Annotated in this window: 30 protein-coding genes; all 30 read right to left on the bottom strand. The window is 63.0% G+C overall.

All coding sequences use genetic code 11. From position 1 onward, the window contains the following. Window positions 1–223: 223 nt before the first annotated feature. Window positions 224–1,135 carry a tRNA pseudouridine synthase A gene (locus BL8807_RS06430; RefSeq protein WP_072724893.1) on the bottom strand — a complete coding sequence of 304 codons (912 nt, stop codon included), beginning with the start codon at window positions 1,133–1,135 and terminating at the stop codon, window positions 224–226. A gap of 120 nt (window positions 1,136–1,255) precedes the next feature. Continuing rightward, window positions 1,256–1,810 (bottom strand): 50S ribosomal protein L17, encoded by a 555-nt coding sequence (gene rplQ / locus BL8807_RS06425; RefSeq protein ID WP_072724891.1) that lies wholly within the window; start codon window positions 1,808–1,810, stop codon window positions 1,256–1,258. A gap of 95 nt (window positions 1,811–1,905) precedes the next feature. Next, the gene (locus BL8807_RS06420; protein WP_072724889.1) at window positions 1,906–2,901 is read right to left on the bottom strand and encodes a DNA-directed RNA polymerase subunit alpha; all 996 of its coding nucleotides are present in this window, start codon (window positions 2,899–2,901) and stop codon (window positions 1,906–1,908) included. Window positions 2,902–2,978: 77 nt separating this feature from the next. Next, window positions 2,979–3,377, bottom strand: coding sequence for a 30S ribosomal protein S11 (gene rpsK / locus BL8807_RS06415; protein WP_072724886.1), 399 nt, complete (start codon window positions 3,375–3,377; stop codon window positions 2,979–2,981). Window positions 3,378–3,463: 86 nt separating this feature from the next. Then, entirely contained in the window at window positions 3,464–3,841 is a 378-nt protein-coding gene (gene rpsM, locus BL8807_RS06410) for a 30S ribosomal protein S13 (RefSeq protein WP_014484255.1), read from the bottom strand. 133 nt (window positions 3,842–3,974) lie between these two features. Further along, window positions 3,975–4,088 (bottom strand): 50S ribosomal protein L36, encoded by a 114-nt coding sequence (gene rpmJ, locus BL8807_RS06405; RefSeq protein ID WP_003842636.1) that lies wholly within the window; start codon window positions 4,086–4,088, stop codon window positions 3,975–3,977. A gap of 21 nt (window positions 4,089–4,109) precedes the next feature. Further along, window positions 4,110–4,328 carry a translation initiation factor IF-1 gene (gene infA / locus BL8807_RS06400; protein ID WP_003808114.1) on the bottom strand — a complete coding sequence of 73 codons (219 nt, stop codon included), beginning with the start codon at window positions 4,326–4,328 and terminating at the stop codon, window positions 4,110–4,112. A 137-nt stretch (window positions 4,329–4,465) separates the two neighbouring features. After that, window positions 4,466–5,038 (bottom strand): adenylate kinase, encoded by a 573-nt coding sequence (locus BL8807_RS06395; RefSeq protein WP_072724884.1) that lies wholly within the window; start codon window positions 5,036–5,038, stop codon window positions 4,466–4,468. 116 nt (window positions 5,039–5,154) lie between these two features. Then, entirely contained in the window at window positions 5,155–6,486 is a 1,332-nt protein-coding gene (secY, locus tag BL8807_RS06390; RefSeq protein ID WP_072724881.1) for a preprotein translocase subunit SecY, read from the bottom strand. A gap of 201 nt (window positions 6,487–6,687) precedes the next feature. Next, a complete protein-coding gene (gene rplO / locus BL8807_RS06385) occupies window positions 6,688–7,140 on the bottom strand; it encodes a 50S ribosomal protein L15 (protein ID WP_072724878.1) in 453 nt (150 codons plus the stop codon). 2 nt (window positions 7,141–7,142) lie between these two features. Beyond that, the gene (rpmD, locus tag BL8807_RS06380) at window positions 7,143–7,325 is read right to left on the bottom strand and encodes a 50S ribosomal protein L30 (protein ID WP_072724875.1); all 183 of its coding nucleotides are present in this window, start codon (window positions 7,323–7,325) and stop codon (window positions 7,143–7,145) included. Between the two features lie 2 nt (window positions 7,326–7,327). Next, complete coding sequence (rpsE, locus tag BL8807_RS06375; RefSeq protein WP_072724873.1) at window positions 7,328–8,062, bottom strand: 30S ribosomal protein S5; 735 nt, start codon at window positions 8,060–8,062, stop codon at window positions 7,328–7,330. After that, window positions 8,059–8,430 (bottom strand): 50S ribosomal protein L18, encoded by a 372-nt coding sequence (gene rplR / locus BL8807_RS06370; RefSeq protein ID WP_072724871.1) that lies wholly within the window; start codon window positions 8,428–8,430, stop codon window positions 8,059–8,061. Before rplR ends, rpsE begins: the two co-directional genes overlap by 4 nt. Window position 8,431: 1 nt before the next feature. Beyond that, complete coding sequence (gene rplF / locus BL8807_RS06365) at window positions 8,432–8,971, bottom strand: 50S ribosomal protein L6 (RefSeq protein ID WP_072724869.1); 540 nt, start codon at window positions 8,969–8,971, stop codon at window positions 8,432–8,434. Between the two features lie 17 nt (window positions 8,972–8,988). Then, window positions 8,989–9,387 (bottom strand): 30S ribosomal protein S8, encoded by a 399-nt coding sequence (gene rpsH / locus BL8807_RS06360; protein ID WP_072724867.1) that lies wholly within the window; start codon window positions 9,385–9,387, stop codon window positions 8,989–8,991. 85 nt (window positions 9,388–9,472) lie between these two features. Then, complete coding sequence (locus BL8807_RS06355; RefSeq protein ID WP_072724865.1) at window positions 9,473–9,658, bottom strand: type Z 30S ribosomal protein S14; 186 nt, start codon at window positions 9,656–9,658, stop codon at window positions 9,473–9,475. Between the two features lies 1 nt (window position 9,659). Beyond that, a complete protein-coding gene (gene rplE, locus BL8807_RS06350; RefSeq protein WP_072724863.1) occupies window positions 9,660–10,235 on the bottom strand; it encodes a 50S ribosomal protein L5 in 576 nt (191 codons plus the stop codon). Further along, window positions 10,232–10,567: a 50S ribosomal protein L24 gene (gene rplX, locus BL8807_RS06345; protein ID WP_072724861.1), complete on the bottom strand. Its 336-nt coding sequence runs from the start codon at window positions 10,565–10,567 to the stop codon at window positions 10,232–10,234. Before rplX ends, rplE begins: the two co-directional genes overlap by 4 nt. 1 nt (window position 10,568) lies before the next feature. After that, on the bottom strand, window positions 10,569–10,937 hold the full coding sequence (gene rplN / locus BL8807_RS06340; protein ID WP_072724859.1) for a 50S ribosomal protein L14: 369 nt from the start codon (window positions 10,935–10,937) through the stop codon (window positions 10,569–10,571). A 101-nt stretch (window positions 10,938–11,038) separates the two neighbouring features. Next, window positions 11,039–11,299 (bottom strand): 30S ribosomal protein S17, encoded by a 261-nt coding sequence (rpsQ, locus tag BL8807_RS06335; protein WP_072724857.1) that lies wholly within the window; start codon window positions 11,297–11,299, stop codon window positions 11,039–11,041. A 2-nt stretch (window positions 11,300–11,301) separates the two neighbouring features. Then, window positions 11,302–11,553: a 50S ribosomal protein L29 gene (gene rpmC, locus BL8807_RS06330; protein WP_072724855.1), complete on the bottom strand. Its 252-nt coding sequence runs from the start codon at window positions 11,551–11,553 to the stop codon at window positions 11,302–11,304. Beyond that, window positions 11,553–11,972 carry a 50S ribosomal protein L16 gene (gene rplP, locus BL8807_RS06325; protein WP_072724853.1) on the bottom strand — a complete coding sequence of 140 codons (420 nt, stop codon included), beginning with the start codon at window positions 11,970–11,972 and terminating at the stop codon, window positions 11,553–11,555. The genes rpmC and rplP overlap by 1 nt, the downstream gene beginning before the upstream one ends. Before the next feature lie 6 nt (window positions 11,973–11,978). Continuing rightward, window positions 11,979–12,785, bottom strand: coding sequence for a 30S ribosomal protein S3 (gene rpsC / locus BL8807_RS06320; RefSeq protein WP_072724851.1), 807 nt, complete (start codon window positions 12,783–12,785; stop codon window positions 11,979–11,981). 2 nt (window positions 12,786–12,787) lie between these two features. After that, window positions 12,788–13,147 (bottom strand): 50S ribosomal protein L22, encoded by a 360-nt coding sequence (rplV, locus tag BL8807_RS06315; RefSeq protein ID WP_072724849.1) that lies wholly within the window; start codon window positions 13,145–13,147, stop codon window positions 12,788–12,790. Between the two features lie 15 nt (window positions 13,148–13,162). Further along, window positions 13,163–13,441 carry a 30S ribosomal protein S19 gene (gene rpsS, locus BL8807_RS06310; RefSeq protein ID WP_072724847.1) on the bottom strand — a complete coding sequence of 93 codons (279 nt, stop codon included), beginning with the start codon at window positions 13,439–13,441 and terminating at the stop codon, window positions 13,163–13,165. 15 nt (window positions 13,442–13,456) lie between these two features. Further along, on the bottom strand, window positions 13,457–14,287 hold the full coding sequence (rplB, locus tag BL8807_RS06305) for a 50S ribosomal protein L2 (RefSeq protein WP_072724845.1): 831 nt from the start codon (window positions 14,285–14,287) through the stop codon (window positions 13,457–13,459). A gap of 35 nt (window positions 14,288–14,322) precedes the next feature. Beyond that, window positions 14,323–14,619: a 50S ribosomal protein L23 gene (rplW, locus tag BL8807_RS06300; RefSeq protein ID WP_072724843.1), complete on the bottom strand. Its 297-nt coding sequence runs from the start codon at window positions 14,617–14,619 to the stop codon at window positions 14,323–14,325. A gap of 5 nt (window positions 14,620–14,624) precedes the next feature. Further along, window positions 14,625–15,281 carry a 50S ribosomal protein L4 gene (rplD, locus tag BL8807_RS06295; RefSeq protein WP_072724841.1) on the bottom strand — a complete coding sequence of 219 codons (657 nt, stop codon included), beginning with the start codon at window positions 15,279–15,281 and terminating at the stop codon, window positions 14,625–14,627. Between the two features lie 6 nt (window positions 15,282–15,287). Beyond that, complete coding sequence (rplC, locus tag BL8807_RS06290; RefSeq protein WP_072724839.1) at window positions 15,288–15,938, bottom strand: 50S ribosomal protein L3; 651 nt, start codon at window positions 15,936–15,938, stop codon at window positions 15,288–15,290. 17 nt (window positions 15,939–15,955) lie between these two features. Next, on the bottom strand, window positions 15,956–16,264 hold the full coding sequence (rpsJ, locus tag BL8807_RS06285; RefSeq protein ID WP_003827292.1) for a 30S ribosomal protein S10: 309 nt from the start codon (window positions 16,262–16,264) through the stop codon (window positions 15,956–15,958). Window positions 16,265–16,631: the final 367 nt, after the last annotated feature.

The raw sequence follows: 16,631 nt of genomic DNA, 5'->3' as shown, positions 1-16,631 counted from the left end.
TTGGAACGTATGATGCCGGGCATGCCGATCAGCCTAGAACGGTGCGGTTTCCGCCAGCGTGCGATTATGTTACGGGCGCGATAATAAGTCGGGTGGACGAAGCGGGCGCATACGCTTCGCCGAGGCGTTCCTCCATGCCGCATCTTCCACCCGCCGCATTCGCCGCGACGCGCGGACGGCACGCGTCCCGACCCAAGCGAAACGGGCGGGAGTCCAGGACCCGCTACAGCGTGCGCACGGCACGGATGGCTTCGGCGCGGGCGGCGAGCTGGTCGTCGGCCGGATAGGCGATATGTTCCAGCGTCAGGCCCTGGGGGGCGATGGGGCCGGTGGATCCCTCGCGCAGGGGCACGGCCATTTTGCCGGCGAACCAATCGAGGTCGCGTTTGCCGAGGCCCACTTGCACGCATCCGTTGACCAGGGAGCGCACCATATTGCGCGCGAAGGCGTCGGCCACGATGGTGAGGCACGCCAGGCCGGACTCCACGGCGGGGGTTTCGTAGGCCAGACCGGTCTTGTCGATCAGAGGACGGACGGGCACGCGCTCCCATCGCGCGTATTTCACCTCGCGAATGGTGGTGCCGCCCGGATTCGGTGTGGCGAAGGATCCGAAATCATGCAGGCCGATGGTCATCGCCGCGGCCTCGTTCATGGCGTCCAGATCGAGCCGGTCGTCGATCCGCAGCACGAAACCGCGCAGTCTGGGGTCGACTTCGCTCCCCCGGTCGGCGATGCGATAGACGTAGGTGCGTTCCAGCGCGGAGAAGCGCGCGTCGAAGCCGTTGGGAGCGCGGCCGACGCGGTGGAGGGTGATGTCGTCGGGCAGCATGCGGGAGAGCCTGCGATGCAACGCCTCGACGCCGGAGACGTTCATATGCCCGACCGCGCGCTCCAGCAGCGCCTCGTCGAGATCGATATGGCACACCTGATGGCTGGCGTGCACGCCGGTGTCGGTCCGGCCCGCCACGGTCAGACGCAGCCGTTGGTCGGGATCGTCTTGCGGGACGCGCAGCACGGTGTGCAACGCCGACTCGATGGTGCCCTGCACGGTGCGCAATGCCGGCTGCGTCGCCCAACCGTAGAATCCGCCGCCGTCGTACGCCAAGTCAATGCGAAGTCGTGTCATGGCTTCCATACTACGGCCACGCCGCCGACGCCCGACACCGAACACGGTGCGAGGCACGCGATACGATGCGAAAAGGGCCGGAAACCCTTTACGGATTTCCGACCCTTGTCAATGCGTTGTGAAGCTAGCTCACTCGGCCTTCTCGGCCTCATCAGCGGCGGCCTCGGTGTTCTCCACCTCGGCGGCCTCAACGGCCTCGGTCTCAACAGCCTCAGCAACCTCGGTGGCTTCGGCTTCGACCTTGGTCTCCTCGACCTCGACCGGGGCTTCCTCGGCGACCTTGACGGCGGCTTCGGCTTCCTTGACCACGGCCTTCTTCGCGCTCACCGGCTCGGTGACGAGCTCGATGATCGCGGCGGGGGCGTTGTCGCCGACGCGCGGGGCGATCTTCACGATGCGGGTGTAGCCGCCTTCGCGCTGCTCCATCTGCTCGGCGATCTGGGTGAACAGGATGTGCACCACGGACTTGTTGCGGATGACGCGCATCACACGACGGCGGGAGTGCAGATCACCGCGCTTGGCGAAGGTGATCAGGCGCTCGGCCAGCGGACGGAGGCGCTTGGCCTTCGGCAGCGTGGTGACGATGCGGCCGTTCTGGAACAGGCTGGTGGCCATGTTCGCCAGCATGAGGCGCTCATGCGCGGGGCTGGACGCCAGGCGCGGGCCCTTCTTCGGTGTAGGCATGGGTTTTCTCCTTATTGTCCGGCCGGGTCGCAGGTGGGCATATGCCCGAACGTCCGCGACCCGTCTTCCGAACGGTTATGCAAAAGCGGCTGTTCTCACTCGTCTTCCGGGGAGAAGAAGGTGCCGCCTTCGAGGTTGGTGGTGTCGAAGGCAATCGGCGAGGTCTTCAGCGCCAGACCCAGGGTCTGCAGCTTGTCCTTGACCTCATCGATGGACTTCATACCGAAATTGCGGATGTCGAGCAGGTCCTGCTCGGTGTGGGAGACGAGCTCGCCGATGGTGTGGATGCCCTCACGCTTGAGGCAGTTGTAGCTGCGCTGGGTGAGGTTGAGGTCCTCGATCGGCACGGCCATCTCGGGGTTGGTCTCTTCGGCCACGGGAGCCGGACCGACCTCGACGCCCTCGGCCTGGATGTTGAGCTCGCGGCACAGGCCGAAGAGCTCCACCAGGGTCGAGCCGGCGGAAGCCACCGCGTCACGCGGGGAGATGGCGGGCTTGGTCTCCACGTCCAGAATGAGCTTGTCGAAGTCCGTGCGCTGTTCCACACGGGTGGCCTCGACCTTGTAGCTCACCTTGAGCACCGGGGAGTAGATGGAATCGACCGGGATGCGGCCGATCTCATCGCTGTCCTGCTTGTTCATCTGAGCCGGCACATAGCCGCGGCCGCGCTCGACGGTGAACTCGATCTCGAGTTCGCCGTCCTCGGCGAGGGTGGCGATGTGCAGATCGGGGTTGGCGATGGTCACGCCGGCCGGAGGGGTGATGTCCCCCGCGGTGGCCTCGCCCTTGCCGCTCTTGCGCAGATACATGACCACCGGCTCATCGTATTCGCTGGTGAGCACGATGCCCTTGATGTTGAGCAGAATCTCGGTCACATCCTCCTGCACGCCAGGCAGCGTGGTGAACTCGTGCAGTGCGCCGGAAACGCGCACAGAGGTCACCGCGGCACCCGGAATGGAGCTCAGGAGCGTACGACGAAGCGAGTTGCCGAGCGTGTAGCCGAAGCCAGGCTCGAGCGGCTCGATGATGAAACGCGAACGCTGCGGGTTCAGGGACTCCTCGGTCAGTGTCGGACGCTGTGCAATAAGCACTATGGTATCCTTTCAGCTTTTGGTCGGCGGTGCACTCACCGGTCAAAGCGGGTTGGATGGATTGATATTCTGAGTGCTCAGACGCGGCGGCGCTTCGGAGGACGAACGCCGTTGTGTGCTTGCGGGGTCACATCGGTGATGGAACCGACCTCGAGACCCGCGGACTGCAGGGAGCGGATGGCGGTTTCACGGCCGGAACCCGGGCCCTTGACGAACACGTCGACCTTCTTGACGCCGTGCTCCATCGCCTTGCGGGCGGCGGACTCGGCGGCCAGACCAGCGGCGAACGGCGTGGACTTACGGGAGCCCTTGAATCCGACATCGCCACCGGACGCCCAGGACACCACGGCGCCGGACGGATCGGTGATCGAGATGATCGTGTTGTTGAAAGTGGACTTGATATGCGCCTGCCCGACCGGCACCGACTTGCGGTCCCGGCGACGAGGCTTGCGCGCGGCCTGCTTGGGAGCTGCCATTGACCCTCGTTTCCTAGTAACGAACTTATTTGATGATGTCCAGACGATGGAATGAGCTCATCCCGTGGCCTGGAGCGTGCCACCGACTACTTGGTGGCCTTCTTCTTTCCGGCGACCGTGCGCTTCGGGCCCTTGCGGGTGCGGGCGTTGGTCTTGGTGCGCTGACCGCGCACGGGAAGTCCCTTACGGTGACGCTGGCCTTGGTAGCAGTTGATCTGAATCTTACGACGGATGTCCGCGTCGATCTCACGACGCAGATCGCCCTCGATCTTGTAGTTGGCCTCGAGGTAGTCACGCAGCGTGATCAGCTGCTCATCGGTAAGATCCTTGACGCGGATATCCGGATTGATACCGGTCGCGGCAAGCGTTTCCTTGGCACGAGTGCGACCCACACCGAAAATGTAGGTGAGGGCGATCTCGATGCGCTTCTCATTGGGGATGTCGACTCCGGCAAGACGTGCCATTGCGATTCCTTCTGTGCTCCGCAGGTCTTGCACCAAATCGTCCGGATTCCCGGCCCGGGCCTGCGTACCCGGGGTTCAGTCCCGAAGGACTGTGATTCAGTGCCTTATTCTCTTATGCCGCTGGAATCTGCTCTCAGCCCTGACGCTGCTTGTGGCGCGGGTTGATGCAGATCACCATGACGCGGCCGTGACGACGGATCACGCGGCAGTTCTCGCAGATCCTCTTCACACTAGGGCTGACCTTCATGGTTTTCCTTTACTTGTACCTTTACTTGTAGCGGTACGTAATACGTCCGCGGTTCAGGTCGTACGGGCTCATCTCAAGCACGACACGATCCTGCGGCAGGATGCGGATATAGTTCTTGCGCATTTTGCCGGAGATCGTGGCGAGCACGATGTGCTTGTTCTCGAGTTCAACGCGGAACATCGCGTTCGGCAGCGCTTCCACCACCTGTCCTTCGACTTCAATCACACCGTCTTTTGCCATGTGTCTGCAGTTCCTGTCCTTTGGATGATTACTACGGCGCATCCGAAGACACACCAAATTGCAAGACTAGCCGAAATAGAAAAACGACACGCCGTAGCGTGTCGTTTCCCAGCCTTTTGAAGTGACGATGGTAAGGGTCAGGCGACCTTGGCGTCCAAAGCGGCCACGATATCGGCCTGAATGGCGTCGATCTCGCCCACGCCGTCGATGGCGACCAGCAGGCCGCGCTCACCATAGGTGTCCAGCAGCGGAGCGGTCTCCTGGGCGTAGGTCTCCAGACGCTTGGCGATCACCTCGGGGGTGTCGTCGGCGCGCCCCTGCTCGGCGGCGCGCTTGGCCATACGCTCCATCAGCACGTCCCGGTCGGCGTCGAGCGCGACCACGGCGTCGAGCGGCGTGTCAAGCTCGGCCAGCATGGCGTCCAGCGCCTCGACCTGGGAGGCGTTGCGCGGGTATCCGTCGAGGATCCACCCGTTCTTGGCGTCGTCCATGGCCAGACGGTCCTTGACGATCTTGTTGGTCAGCTCGTCCGGCACCAATTCGCCCTTGTCGGTGTAGCTCATGGCCTCAAGACCCAGTTCGGTCTTGTTCTTGATGTTGTAGCGGAAGATGTCGCCGGTGGAGATGGCGGGGATTCCGTAGTGCTCGGCGAGCTTGGCAGCCTGGGTGCCTTTGCCCACACCCTGCGGGCCCATGATCAGCAGACGCATGTTGGTTCCTTATGCGATGGTTGGGTTGATGGTTACGTTCTGTTATAAGGATGGCTCCGTCGTCGGAAAGCCCACTGGGCTTTCCGACTCCTCGCGCGCGATGCTGCTTAGCGGCATCACGCTTCGACCTTATCCGTGTTCTCGAACAGGAAGCCGGTGTACTGGTACTGTTCGGTCTGGGCCTTGGCCTGACGCAGGGTGTCGAGGCCGACGCCCGCGATGATCAGAATGGTGGTGCCGCCGAAGGGCAGCTGGGTGTTGAGTCCCAGCGCCATGATGAGCACGGTCGGGATCAGCGCCACGAAAAGCAGGTAGATGGCGCCGACGGTGTTGAGTCGGTTCATCACGTAGCTCAGGTAGCGGCTGGTGGCGTTGCCGGCGCGGATGCCGGGGATGAAGCCGCCGTACTGCTTCATGTTGTCCGCGGTCTCGTCCGGGTTGAACGTGATCGAGGTGTAGAAGAAGCAGAAGAACACGATCATCACCGCGTACAGCGCGATGTACCACACGGAGGTGGTGTCGGCGAGGTTGTTGTTGATCCACTCAGCCCAGTCGGCGTCGGAGTCGAACTGCGCGATCAGGGTCGGGATCGCGAGGATGGAGGAGGCGAAGATCGGCGGGATGACGCCGGACATGTTCACCTTCAGCGGCAGGTAGGTGGAGGAGCCGCCGTACATCTTGCGGCCGATCATGCGGCGGGTGTACTGCACCGGGATGCGGCGCTGGCACAGCTCCACGTAGTCGACGAAGACGAGAATGACGAGCAGCACGGCCACGACGATGGCGAACTTGGTCCAATCGCCGTCCGTGCCGTCGGTGCCCCAGCCGATCTCCCACAGCTGCGGCAGGAAGCCGGAGCAGATGGACATGAAGATGAGCACGGACATGCCCTGTCCGATGCCCTTTTCGGTGACGAGCTCGGCCATCCACATGATCAGGCCGGTGCCGCCGGTCATGATGAGCACCATCACGACGAGGTTCCACACGGAGCCGTCGGGGATGACCTGCGAGCACTGGTAGTTGAACAGCGCGCCGGAGCGGGCGGTCACCAGAATGGTGGTGGACTGCAGCACGGCCAGACCGATGGTGAGGTATCGGGTGTACTGGGTGAGCTTGGCCTCGCCTGACTGGCCCTCCTTATGCAGCGCCTCGAAGCGCGGGATGACCACGCGCAGCAGCTGCACCACGATGGAGGCGGTGATATAGGGCATCACGCCCAGCGCGAAGATGGACAGCTGGAGCATGGCGCCGCCGGAGAACAGGTTCACCAGTCCGATGAAGTTCTCGGAGGTCGTGCTCATGTCCCCCACGCATTCCTGCACCACACCGTAGTCCACACCCGGCGTCGGGATGAAGGAGCCAATGCGGTAGATAATGATGATGAACAGGACGAAGAGGATCTTCTTCCTCAACTCCTTGGTCTTTAGGGCCTGGATTAGCGTCCTCACCTGGGTTCCTCCCTATCGCATGCCGAAGCATGCATGAAAAATCAAACTCTAACGCACGAGTGTAACCTAGAGTATCTACCTGAAAACAGACTGGGCAAGTTCTGTCGTATACGTGCCGCATATGAGATGACCCTCATCCGCGCCAAGGCGGAAGAGGGTCATCTCATATTCATGCCTTTTCAGCGGGTTCCGTCAAAGGCCTCAGCCCTCGACGATGGAACCGCCGGCGGCTTCGATCTTGGACTTGGCGGAAGCCGAAGCCTTCACACCCTTGAGGGTGAACGCCACGGTGGTCTCGCCGTCGCCCAGAACCTTGACCGGATGGCCGCCGCGCACGGCGCCCTTGGCCACCAGATCCTCAGCGGTCACCTCGCCGCCGGCCGGATACAGCTCGGCGAGCTTGGAGATGTTGACGACCTGATACTCGGTCTTGAAGGGGCTCTTGAAGCCGCGCAGCTTCGGCAGGCGCATGTACAGCGGCAGCTGGCCGCCTTCGAAGCCGGGACGCACATGGGTGCGCTTGGTCTGGCCCTTGAAGCCGCGACCGGAGGTCTTACCCTTGGAGCCTTCGCCTCGACCCACGCGGGTACGGGACTTCTTGGCACCCGGGGCGGGCCTGAGGTCGTGCATCTGCAGGATTTCGTTATCTGCCATAATCAGTCAACCTCCTCGACGGTAACCAGGTGGCGAACCACGTTCACCAGGCCACGGTTGGCCGGGGTGTCCGGGCGGACCACGGTCTGGCCGATCTTGCGCAGGCCCAGCGTGTGCGCGGTGGCGCGCTGCTTGGGCGTGCGGTTCACGAGACCGTGATGCAGCGTAATCTTCAGGTTAGCCATGCTCACTCACCATCCTTTTCAGCCTGGGCGGCCTTGGCCTGAGCCTCTTCGCGAGCCTTGCGGGCCTCGGCGATGCCGGTGGCGCGGGCGCGCAGCAGGGCGTCGGGGGCGACCTCCTCGAGGGAGAGGCCACGACGGGCGGCGATCTCCTCGGGCTCTTCGAGCTGCTTGAGGGCGGCGACGGTCGCACGGACCATGTTCACGGCGGTGGCCGAACCCATCGACTTGGTCAGCACGTCGGTGATACCGGCGCACTCCATGACGGCGCGCACCGGGCCGCCGGCGATAACGCCGGTACCGGGGGCGGCCGGACGCAGCAGGACGGTGCCCGCGGCGTCATGACCGATCACCGGGTGGGTGACGGTGCCACGGATGCGCGGCACGCTGAACATGTGCTTCTTGGCGTCCAGCTGGCCCTTGGCGATGGCCGCGGGGACCTCACGGGACTTGCCGTAGCCGACGCCCACGGTGCCGTTGCCGTCGCCCACCACCACGAGAGCGGCGAAGCTGAAGGTACGGCCGCCCTTGTGGGTCTTGGACACACGGTTGATGGTCACCACGCGATCGAGCAGCTCGTCGCCGCGGTTCTCCTCGCGACGGTTGCGACGCTCGCCGCGACGGCCTTCGCCGCGCTGGCCGCGGCGGGACTTGCGATCCGCGTTGTTGGACTCGGGAGCCGCAGTGTTCTGAGTTTCTTCAGCCACTTGGGTTTCCTTCTGGGTTTCGATGTCGCTCACAGTGCCAGACCTCCCTCGCGGGCGCCTTCAGCGACAGCTGCGACGCGACCGGTGTACTTGTTGCCACCGCGGTCGAAGACGACCTCGGTGATGCCGGCGGCCTTGGCCTTGTCAGCGATGAGCTCGCCGACCTTCTTGGCGGCCTCGACCTTGGTGCCTTCGAAGCCCTGGAAGTCGGCGGTCAGAGTGGAGGCGCTCACCAGAGTGATGCCCTTGGTGTCGTCGACGACCTGGGCGACCATATGACGGTTGGAGCGGGTGACCACCAGGCGCGGACGCTCCGGGGTGCCAGTGATGTGCTTCCTGATGCGGGCGTGGCGGCGCAGACGCGCAACCTTCTTGCCTTTTCCGAAAATCGTGACGCTCATATCACTTACCAGCCTTTCCAGCCTTGCGCAGGATACGCTCGTCGGCGTACTTGACGCCCTTGCCCTTGTAGGGTTCGGGAGCGCGCAGCTTGCGGATGTTCGCAGCCACCTGGCCAACGGCCTGCTTGTCGGTGCCCTTGACGATCACCTGGTTGGGGTTCGGCACTTCGAACTCGATGCCTTCCGGCGGGTTCACCGTGATGGTGTGGGAGTAGCCGAGGAAGAACTCGATGCCCTTGCCCTTGACGACGGCGCGGTAACCGGTGCCGACGATGTCGAGGGTCTTGGCGTAGCCTTCGTGCACGCCCTTGACCATGCCGGCCATGATGGAACGGGCCAGACCGTGCTTGGCACGGGTCGGACGCAGGTCATCGGCGGGGGTCAGCACGATGTCGGTGCCTTCGACGGAGGCGGTGATGCCTTCGGGAATCTCGTAGGTGGCGGTGCCCTTCGGGCCCTTGGCCTCGAAGTTCTGTCCGTCGATCTTGACTTCCACGCCGGCCGGGATGGCGACGGGGAGCTTACCAATATGCGATGCCATGATCTAGCTCTCCTTTCTCACCACACGTAGGCGACGATTTCGCCGCCAATGCCCCGGTCGAGGCATTCCTTCTGAGTCAGCAATCCCGAGGAAGTCGAGATGATGGCGATGCCAAGGCCACCGAGCGGCATCGGCAGGGAGTCGGACTTCGCGTAGCGGCGGAGGCCCGGCTTCGAGATGCGCTTGATGCCCTGGATGGAACGCTCGCCGTTCGGACCGTACTTGAGGGTGACCTCAAGAGTCTGGCCGACCTTGGCCTCCTTGGCGGCGAAGTCCTTGATGAAGCCTTCGCGCTTGAGGATCTCGGCGATGTTCGCCTTGAACTTGGAGTACGGCATATCCACGGTCTCGTGCTTCGCCGCGCTCGCGTTACGCAGACGCGTAAGCATGTCTGCAATCGGATCTGTCATTGTCATTGTGGGCTTCACGCCCTTTCTCGCCGTGGTTTCCGCCGCCCCGCCCTCGTATGAGAGCCGGGCCACGGACCTTCAGCGTCGATGTTTACCAACTGGACTTCGTAACTCCGGGCAGCTCGCCGCGGTGGGCCTTCTCACGAAGGCAGATGCGGCACAGGCCGAACTTGCGGTAGACGGAGTGGGGACGACCGCAGACCTGGCAGCGCGTGTAGGCGCGCACAGCGAACTTCGGCTTAGCGGCCGCCTTGTTCTTCAGAGCGGTTTTTGCCATATCAGTTCTCCTTGAAGGGGAAGCCAAGGTGCTTGAGCAGCGAGTAAGCTTCCTTGTCGTCCTTGGTGGAGGTCACCACGGTGATGTCCATACCGCGCTGGTGATCGATCGAATCGGGATCGATCTCGTGGAACATGGACTGCTCGGTGAGACCAAAGTTGTAGTTGCCCTGACCATCGAACTGATGGCCGTTGATGCCGCGGAAATCGCGGATGCGGGGCAGCGCGAGGGTCAGCAGACGGTCGAGGAACTCCCACATGCGGTCGCCACGCAGGGTGACGTACGCGCCGATGGCCTGGCCCTCACGCAGGTGGAACTGCGCGACGGACTTCTTGGCCTTGGTGATCTTCGGCTTCTGGCCGGTGATCAGGGTGAGGTCCTTGACGGCGCCCTCGATGAGCTTGGAGTCACGAGCCGCGGCGCCGACGCCCATGGAGACGACGACCTTCTCGACACGGGCCACCTGCATCGGGTTGGAGTGGTTGAACTCCTTGATGAGCGCGGGGGCGATCTCTTCCTGGTACTGCACCTTCAAGCGCGGAGTTGCCGGCGCTTCGATAGCGGTGGTATCGGTCATGCCAGCTCCTTTCCGGACTTCTTGGCGACGCGCACGCGCACGGTCTTGACCTTGCCGTCACGCGCCTCTTCCTTGACGTTCACGCCCACGCGGGTCGGCTGCTTGGTCTCCGGGTCGATGACCATCACGTTGGAGCGATGGATCGGCGCCTCGGTGGAGACGATGCCGGACTGCTGGCCCTGCTGGGTGGCGCGCACGTGCTTCTTGACGATCTGCACGCCTTCGACGATCAGTCGGTCGTTGGAGAGCACACGGGTCACGGTGCCTTCCTTGCCGCGGTCCTTACCGCGGATGACCTTCACCAGGTCGCCGCTCTTGATCTTGGCTACCATGTCAGATCACCTCCGGGGCGAGGGACACGATCTTCATGAAGCGCTTATCGCGCAGTTCACGACCAACCGGTCCGAAGATACGAGTGCCCTTCGGTTCACGGCCGGAGCCGAGAATGACGGCGGCGTTCTCGTCGAACTTGATGTAGGAGCCGTCGGCACGACGGTGCTCCTTGACGGTACGGACGACGACGGCCTTGACCACGTCGCCCTTCTTGACCGACCCGCCAGGAATGGCGTCCTTGACGGAGGCGACGATGATGTCGCCGATGCCGGCATAGCGTCGCTTCGATCCGCCGAGCACTCGGATGGCCAGGATCTCCTTGGCACCCGTGTTGTCGGCGACATGAAGCCGCGTTTCCTGCTGAATCATTGATTCTCCTTAGCCGAGCTGGTTCTCCCCGCACACCGGGAACGGCGCTCCCGTAAGGGAACCGCCGTGCCCGGTGTGCGCGGAGCCTTGCCGAACTTATGTTACTTGGCGCGCTCGATGATGCTTTCGAGACGCCAGCGCTTGGTCTTGCTCAGAGGCCGAGTCTCCATAATACTCACGAGGTCGCCAATTTTCGCCTCGTTGTGTTCATCATGGACCTTGACCTTCTTGGTGGTGCGGACGACCTTGCCGTACAGGGGGTGGGTCGAACGCTTTTCGAGCTCGACAGCGATCGTCTTGTCCATAGCGTCGGACACGACGTAGCCGCGACGAACCTTGCGGAAGTTACGCTCTTGCGCCATGATCACTTCTCCTTAGTTTCCGTTGCGGCCGGCTCCTGGCTGATGCCAAGCTCGCGTTCGCGCAGCACGGTGTACATGCGGGCGATATCGTGCTTGACGGCCTTGAGACGAGCGGTGTTCTCGAGCTGACCGGTCGCATGCTGGAAGCGCAGGTTGAACAGCTCTTCCTTGGACTTCTTCAGGAAGCCCTCGATCTCCTCGTTGGTCTTCTCGTTGAGATTCTTGATGGAGTATTCAGCGGTTCCGACTGCCATCAGATGTCACCACCTTCACGCGCAATAACACGGCACTTCATGGGGAGCTTGTCGATGGCGCGGCGCAGGGCCTCGCGAGCGACTTCCTCGGACACGCCGCCGATCTCGAACATGACGCGACCGGGACGGACGTTGGCGATCCAGAATTCGGGCGTGCCCTTACCGGAACCCATTCGGGTGCCGAGCGGCTTCTTGGTCAACGGGCGATCCGGGAAGACCGTGATCCACACGCGGCCACCACGCTTGATGTAGCGGGTCATGGCGATACGGGCGGCCTCGATCTGGCGGTTCGTCACGTAAGCCGGGGCGAGCGCCTGGATACCGAAATCACCGAAATTGATCTCGTTGCCACCCTTGGACATGCCAAAACGGGTGGGGCGATGCTGCTTGCGGTACTTAGTCCTCTTTGGGATAAGCATTCTTGCTCACTCCTTCGTTTCTGCTGCCTGGGGAGCTTCGGCGGCGGCCTCGGCCTTGGGGGCCTCGGCGCCGGCCTGCTGCTGGGCGGCGGGACGGTTGCCACGGCGCGGACGGCGATCGCCGCGACGGCCGGGACGGTTGTTCTGCTGGGCCTGCTGCTCCTCGAACTCGGCCTCGGTCATGTCGCCCTTGTAAATCCACACCTTCACGCCGATGCGGCCGTAGGTGGTCTTGGCCTCGAAGAAGCCATAGTCGATCAGGGCGCGGAGGGTCTGCAGCGGGACACGGCCTTCGCGGTAGAACTCGGAACGGCTCATTTCCGCGCCGCCGAGACGGCCGGAGAGCTTGATGCGGATACCCTTGGCGCCGGCGTGCATGGCATCCTGCTGAGCCTTGCGCATCGCGCGACGGAAGGTCACGCGGTTGGCGAGCTGCTCGGCGATGCCCTGGGCGACGAGCTGGGCGTCGAGGGCGGCGTTCTTCACCTCGAAGATGTTGAGCTGGACCTGCTTGCCGGTGATCTTCTCCAGCTTCGCGCGCACGCGCTCGGCCTCGGCGCCGCGGCGGCCGATCACGATGCCCGGACGGGCGGTGTGGATGTCGACGCGGACGCGGTCACGGGTACGCTCGATGACGATACGGGACACACCCGCACGCTCGAGGTCCTTGCTCATCTCCTTGCGGATCTGATCGTCTTCAAGGACGAAGTCGCGGTAACGTTCGCCGACCTTGTTGGAATCAGAGAACCACTTGGAACGGTGGTTTTCGGTGATGCCCAGACGGTAGCCAAACGGATTGATCTTCTGACCCATCTTTAGCGGGCTCCTTCCTTGTTAGCGACGACGACCGTGATGTGGGAGGTGCGCTTGTTGATACGAGCGGCACGGCCCTGGGCGCGAGCGCGGAAGCGCTTCATGGTCACGCCCTCATCGACGTAGGTCTCCTTGATGACCAGATCGTTCTCGCGGAACGGCTCGCCGGCCCTTTCGGCCTTGACGCGGGCGTTGGCGATGGCGCTCTCCAGAACCTTGCGGACCGGCAGGGCCGCGGACTGGGGGGCGAACTTGAGGATGGTAACGGCTTCGGTCGCCTGCTTGCCTCGGATGAGGTCGACCATGCGGCGAGCCTTGCGCGGCGTCACGCGGACGTGACGAGCAATTGCTTTAGCTTCCATGTGTCATTCTCTCCTTTAGCGGCGGGACTTCTTGTCGTCCTTCACGTGACCCTTGAAGGTCTTCGTGGGGGCGAACTCACCGAGCTTGTGGCCGACCATGGATTCGGTGACGAACACCGGAACATGCTTGCGGCCGTCATGAACAGCGAAGGTGTGTCCGATGAAGTCCGGGGTGATCATCGAACGGCGCGACCACGTCTTGATGACGTTGTGCGTGCCCTTCTCGTTCTGATCGTCGACTTTCTTCTGCAAGTGGGCGTCGACGAAGGGGCCCTTCTTGATGCTACGAGTCATCTTCTCGATACTCCCTTACTTGCGGTTCTTGCCATTCGGACGACGACGAACAATCATCTTGTTCGAAGCCTTCTTCGGACGACGAGTACGGACTTCGCCCTTGCCCCACGGGGAGACCGGCGGCTTGCCGCCGCGGGTACGACCGCCGTGCGGGTGGTCGACCGGGTTCATGGACTCACCACGGGTGATCGGGCGCTTGCCCATCCAACGGGCGCGACCGGCCTTGCCGAGCTGCACGTTGGCGTGCTCTTCGTTGCCGACCTCGCCGACGGTGGCGCGGCAGCGCGCGTCGACGTTGCGGATTTCGCCGGACGGCATACGCAGCTGGGCGAGGTTTCCGTCCTTGGCGACGAGCTGCACCGAGGTGCCGGCGGAGCGGGCGATCTTGGCGCCGCCCAGCGGGCGGAGCTCGATCGCGTGCACGACGGTACCGGTCGGGATGTTGCGCAGCGGCAGGTTGTTGCCCGGCTTGATGTCGGCCTGGGCGCCGGTCTCGATGACGTCGCCCTGCTTGACGCCCTTCGGCGCGATGATGTAGCGCTTCTCGCCATCGGCGTAGTGCAGGAGGGCGATGCGGGCGGAGCGGTTCGGATCGTACTCGATCTCGGCGACCTTGGCGGGCACGCCGTCCTTGTCCCAACGCTTGAAGTCGATGAGACGGTACTGGCGCTTGTGACCGCCGCCGCGATGGCGGGAGGTCATACGGCCGTAGGAGTTGCGACCGCCGGTCTTGGACAGCTTGCGAACCAGCGACTTCTCAGGCGTGGAGCGCGTGATCTCGGAGAAATCCGAGACGGACGCGTTGCGGCGGCCTGCAGTCGTCGGCTTATAAACGCGGATAGCCATAATGTAGTTCTTCCTTTGACTTTCTCGGCTAGCCTTCAGTTACCAAAGATGTCGATGGTCTGGCCCTCGGCGACGGTCACGATCGCGCGCTTCTGGGAAACACGCTGGCCGAAACCGGTGCGGGTGCGCTGACGCTTGCCGGCGCGGTTGAGGGTGTTGACCTTCGTCACCTTGACCTTGAAGATCTCTTCGATTGCCTGCTTGATCTGCACCTTGTTCGCGTCAGGGGCCACCACGAAGGTGTACTGTCCCTGGTCGGAAGCGGCGTAGCTCTTCTCGGAGACGACGGGCTTGAGAATCACGTCGTGTGCGGGCTTGTGAATAGCGACCATCTAAATCAGGCCTCCTTCGGCTCGGTCTTGGCGGCGACGAAAGCCTCGAGGGCTTCCTTCGTGAAGACCACGTACTGCGCGGTGACCACGTCGTACGTATTGAGCTGATCAACGAAAATCGGGTGAACGGTCGGGATGTTGCGCACGGACAGCCACTCGTTGATGTTGTCACGAGTGAAGACCACCGTGGTGAACTTGTTCTCGGTGATCGGGGTCAGCGCGGCGACGGCGGCCTTGGTGGACGGCTCGGTGATGCCGAAGTCCACGACGGCGATGCGACCGGCGTTGGCGCGATCGGAGAGGACGTAGCGCAGGGCCGCGGCCTTCATCTTCTTCGGGGTGCGCTGGTCGTACTTGCGCGGATGCGGGCCGAACACGACGCCACCGTGGTACCACTGCGGAGCGCGGGTCGAGCCCTGACGGGCGCGGCCGGTGCCCTTCTGCTTCCACGGCTTCTTGCCGCCGCCGGAAACGTTGGCGCGGGTCTTGGTGGAGTGGGTGCCCTGACGGGCCGCGGCCAGCTGGGCCACGACGACCTGGTGCACCAGCGGCACGTGGGACTGGATGTCCTCGGCGGAGATGCCGAACAGTTCGGCCGGCGCCTCGACGGTGCCGGAGGCCTTGCCCTTGGCGTCGGTGACGTTCAGAGTAACGTTTGCCATGATCTATCAGGCTCCCTTCACTGCCGAACGGACGAGAACGATACCGCCCTTGGGGCCGGGAACGGCGCCCTTGACGGCGATAACACCGTTCTCAACATCCGCGGAAACGATGGTGAGGTTCTGCACGGTGGAAGTGACGTGGCCCATACGGCCGGCCATCTTCTTGCCCTTGAGAATGCGACCCGGGGTGGCGCAGGCGCCGACGGAGCCGGGACGACGTTCGTTCTTGTGCGAACCGTGGGTACGGCGGTAGGACTTGAAGCCCCAGCGCTTGATGGTGCCGGCGAAGCCCTTGCCCTTGGTGGTGCCGGTGATATCGACCTCGGTGCCCTCGTCGAACACCTCGGCGGTCAGCTCCTGGCCCACCTCATACTCGGTGGCGTTGTCCTCGCGCACCTCAACGAGGTGGCGGCGAGGGGTGACGCCGGCCTTGGCGAAGTGGCCGGCCAGCGGCTTGGTCACCTTGGTCGGGTCGATCGCGCCATAGCCGATCTGCACCGCGGTGTAACCGTCGGTCTCATCGGTCTTGATGGCGGTGACCACGTTGGTGGACACGTCGATCAGGGTGACGGGAACGAAGAAGCCGTTCTCATCCCACACCTGGGACATGCCGAGCTTCTTGCCCAGCAGCGCCTTGCGATCTGCTCGTTGCGACATAGCGGTTCCTCCTCCCCTTACAGCTTGATCTCGATGTTGACGTCCGCGGGCAGATCAATGTGCATCAGGGAATCCACGGCCTTGGGGGTCGGGTCCACGATGTCGATGAGACGCTTGTGCGTGCGCATCTCGAAATGCTCGCGAGAATCCTTGTACTTGTGAGGAGAACGGATAACACAGAAAACGTTCTTCTCGGTCGGCAGCGGAACGGGGCCAACAACAGTTGCGCCCGCGTTCGTCACCGTTTCGACGATCTTCTTCGCCGATTGGTCGATGACCTCGTGGTCATAGGACTTAAGCCTGATGCGGATTTTCTGTCCCGCCATTGCCGTCCGCCCTTTCTAGCGATTCGTGTACTGTTTACCAATCCTGCTTCGTTAAGGGCACCGGCGCGCATGGCCTCCCTTGGACATACGTCCACTGGCGGTCATCCGTCATCAGTGCGCGGCCTCCAAGAACCACTGGTGGTTATTCTTGGTCCGCGCTCGCTTTTTTGATTCCAATATGCGAGCCCAAAACAGGCAACTTCTCAATTAAAGCATCAGGTACGGATTAAGGAATATGGGCGTGTCGCCGCGCAGTCTGCCGCATTTCGAAGAAATGCACAAGCAGACTGCGCGAGGCGGATCAGTGAAAGCCCCAGTGGGGCTTTCACCCGCCGGAGCCATCCTTATAACAAAACTGTTCCACCTC

Origin of the sequence: Bifidobacterium lemurum, assembly GCF_014898175.1 — a bacterium.
GTDB classification, from domain to species: domain Bacteria; phylum Actinomycetota; class Actinomycetes; order Actinomycetales; family Bifidobacteriaceae; genus Bifidobacterium; species Bifidobacterium lemurum.
This window is presented reverse-complemented; position numbering and strand designations above follow the sequence as displayed.

Coding starts and splice junctions, on each gene's coding strand:
- rplN (WP_072724859.1), bottom strand. CDS start 10,937: ATGATTCAGCAGGAAACGCGGCTTCATGTCGCCGACAACACGGGTGCC.
- rpsM (WP_014484255.1), bottom strand. CDS start 3,841: ATGGCACGTCTTGCCGGAGTCGACATCCCCAATGAGAAGCGCATCGAG.
- rplD (WP_072724841.1), bottom strand. CDS start 15,281: ATGGCAAACGTTACTCTGAACGTCACCGACGCCAAGGGCAAGGCCTCC.
- BL8807_RS06395 (WP_072724884.1), bottom strand. CDS start 5,038: ATGCGTCTGCTGATCATGGGCCCGCAGGGTGTGGGCAAAGGCACCCAG.
- rplW (WP_072724843.1), bottom strand. CDS start 14,619: ATGGTCGCTATTCACAAGCCCGCACACGACGTGATTCTCAAGCCCGTC.
- rpsC (WP_072724851.1), bottom strand. CDS start 12,785: ATGGGTCAGAAGATCAATCCGTTTGGCTACCGTCTGGGCATCACCGAA.
- rplB (WP_072724845.1), bottom strand. CDS start 14,287: ATGGCTATCCGCGTTTATAAGCCGACGACTGCAGGCCGCCGCAACGCG.
- rpmC (WP_072724855.1), bottom strand. CDS start 11,553: ATGGCAGTCGGAACCGCTGAATACTCCATCAAGAATCTCAACGAGAAG.
- rplQ (WP_072724891.1), bottom strand. CDS start 1,810: ATGCCTACACCGAAGAAGGGCCCGCGCCTGGCGTCCAGCCCCGCGCAT.
- rplO (WP_072724878.1), bottom strand. CDS start 7,140: ATGGCAGATAACGAAATCCTGCAGATGCACGACCTCAGGCCCGCCCCG.
- rpmD (WP_072724875.1), bottom strand. CDS start 7,325: ATGGCTAACCTGAAGATTACGCTGCATCACGGTCTCGTGAACCGCACG.
- infA (WP_003808114.1), bottom strand. CDS start 4,328: ATGGCAAAAGACGGTGTGATTGAAGTCGAAGGACAGGTGGTGGAAGCG.
- rplP (WP_072724853.1), bottom strand. CDS start 11,972: ATGCTTATCCCAAAGAGGACTAAGTACCGCAAGCAGCATCGCCCCACC.
- rplF (WP_072724869.1), bottom strand. CDS start 8,971: ATGGCATCGCATATTGGTAAGCTCCCCGTCGCCATCCCGGCCGGCGTG.
- BL8807_RS06355 (WP_072724865.1), bottom strand. CDS start 9,658: ATGGCAAAAACCGCTCTGAAGAACAAGGCGGCCGCTAAGCCGAAGTTC.
- rplC (WP_072724839.1), bottom strand. CDS start 15,938: ATGTCGCAACGAGCAGATCGCAAGGCGCTGCTGGGCAAGAAGCTCGGC.
- rplR (WP_072724871.1), bottom strand. CDS start 8,430: ATGAGCGTCACGATTTTCGGAAAAGGCAAGAAGGTTGCGCGTCTGCGC.
- BL8807_RS06430 (WP_072724893.1), bottom strand. CDS start 1,135: ATGGAAGCCATGACACGACTTCGCATTGACTTGGCGTACGACGGCGGC.
- rpsK (WP_072724886.1), bottom strand. CDS start 3,377: ATGGCAGCTCCCAAGCAGGCCGCGCGCAAGCCTCGTCGCCGGGACCGC.
- rpmJ (WP_003842636.1), bottom strand. CDS start 4,088: ATGAAGGTCAGCCCTAGTGTGAAGAGGATCTGCGAGAACTGCCGCGTG.
- rpsQ (WP_072724857.1), bottom strand. CDS start 11,299: ATGGCGCAAGAGCGTAACTTCCGCAAGGTTCGTCGCGGCTACGTCGTG.
- rpsJ (WP_003827292.1), bottom strand. CDS start 16,264: ATGGCGGGACAGAAAATCCGCATCAGGCTTAAGTCCTATGACCACGAG.
- rplX (WP_072724861.1), bottom strand. CDS start 10,567: ATGGTAGCCAAGATCAAGAGCGGCGACCTGGTGAAGGTCATCCGCGGT.
- rplE (WP_072724863.1), bottom strand. CDS start 10,235: ATGACCGATACCACCGCTATCGAAGCGCCGGCAACTCCGCGCTTGAAG.
- rpsS (WP_072724847.1), bottom strand. CDS start 13,441: ATGACTCGTAGCATCAAGAAGGGCCCCTTCGTCGACGCCCACTTGCAG.
- rpsH (WP_072724867.1), bottom strand. CDS start 9,387: ATGACAATGACAGATCCGATTGCAGACATGCTTACGCGTCTGCGTAAC.
- rplV (WP_072724849.1), bottom strand. CDS start 13,147: ATGGAAGCTAAAGCAATTGCTCGTCACGTCCGCGTGACGCCGCGCAAG.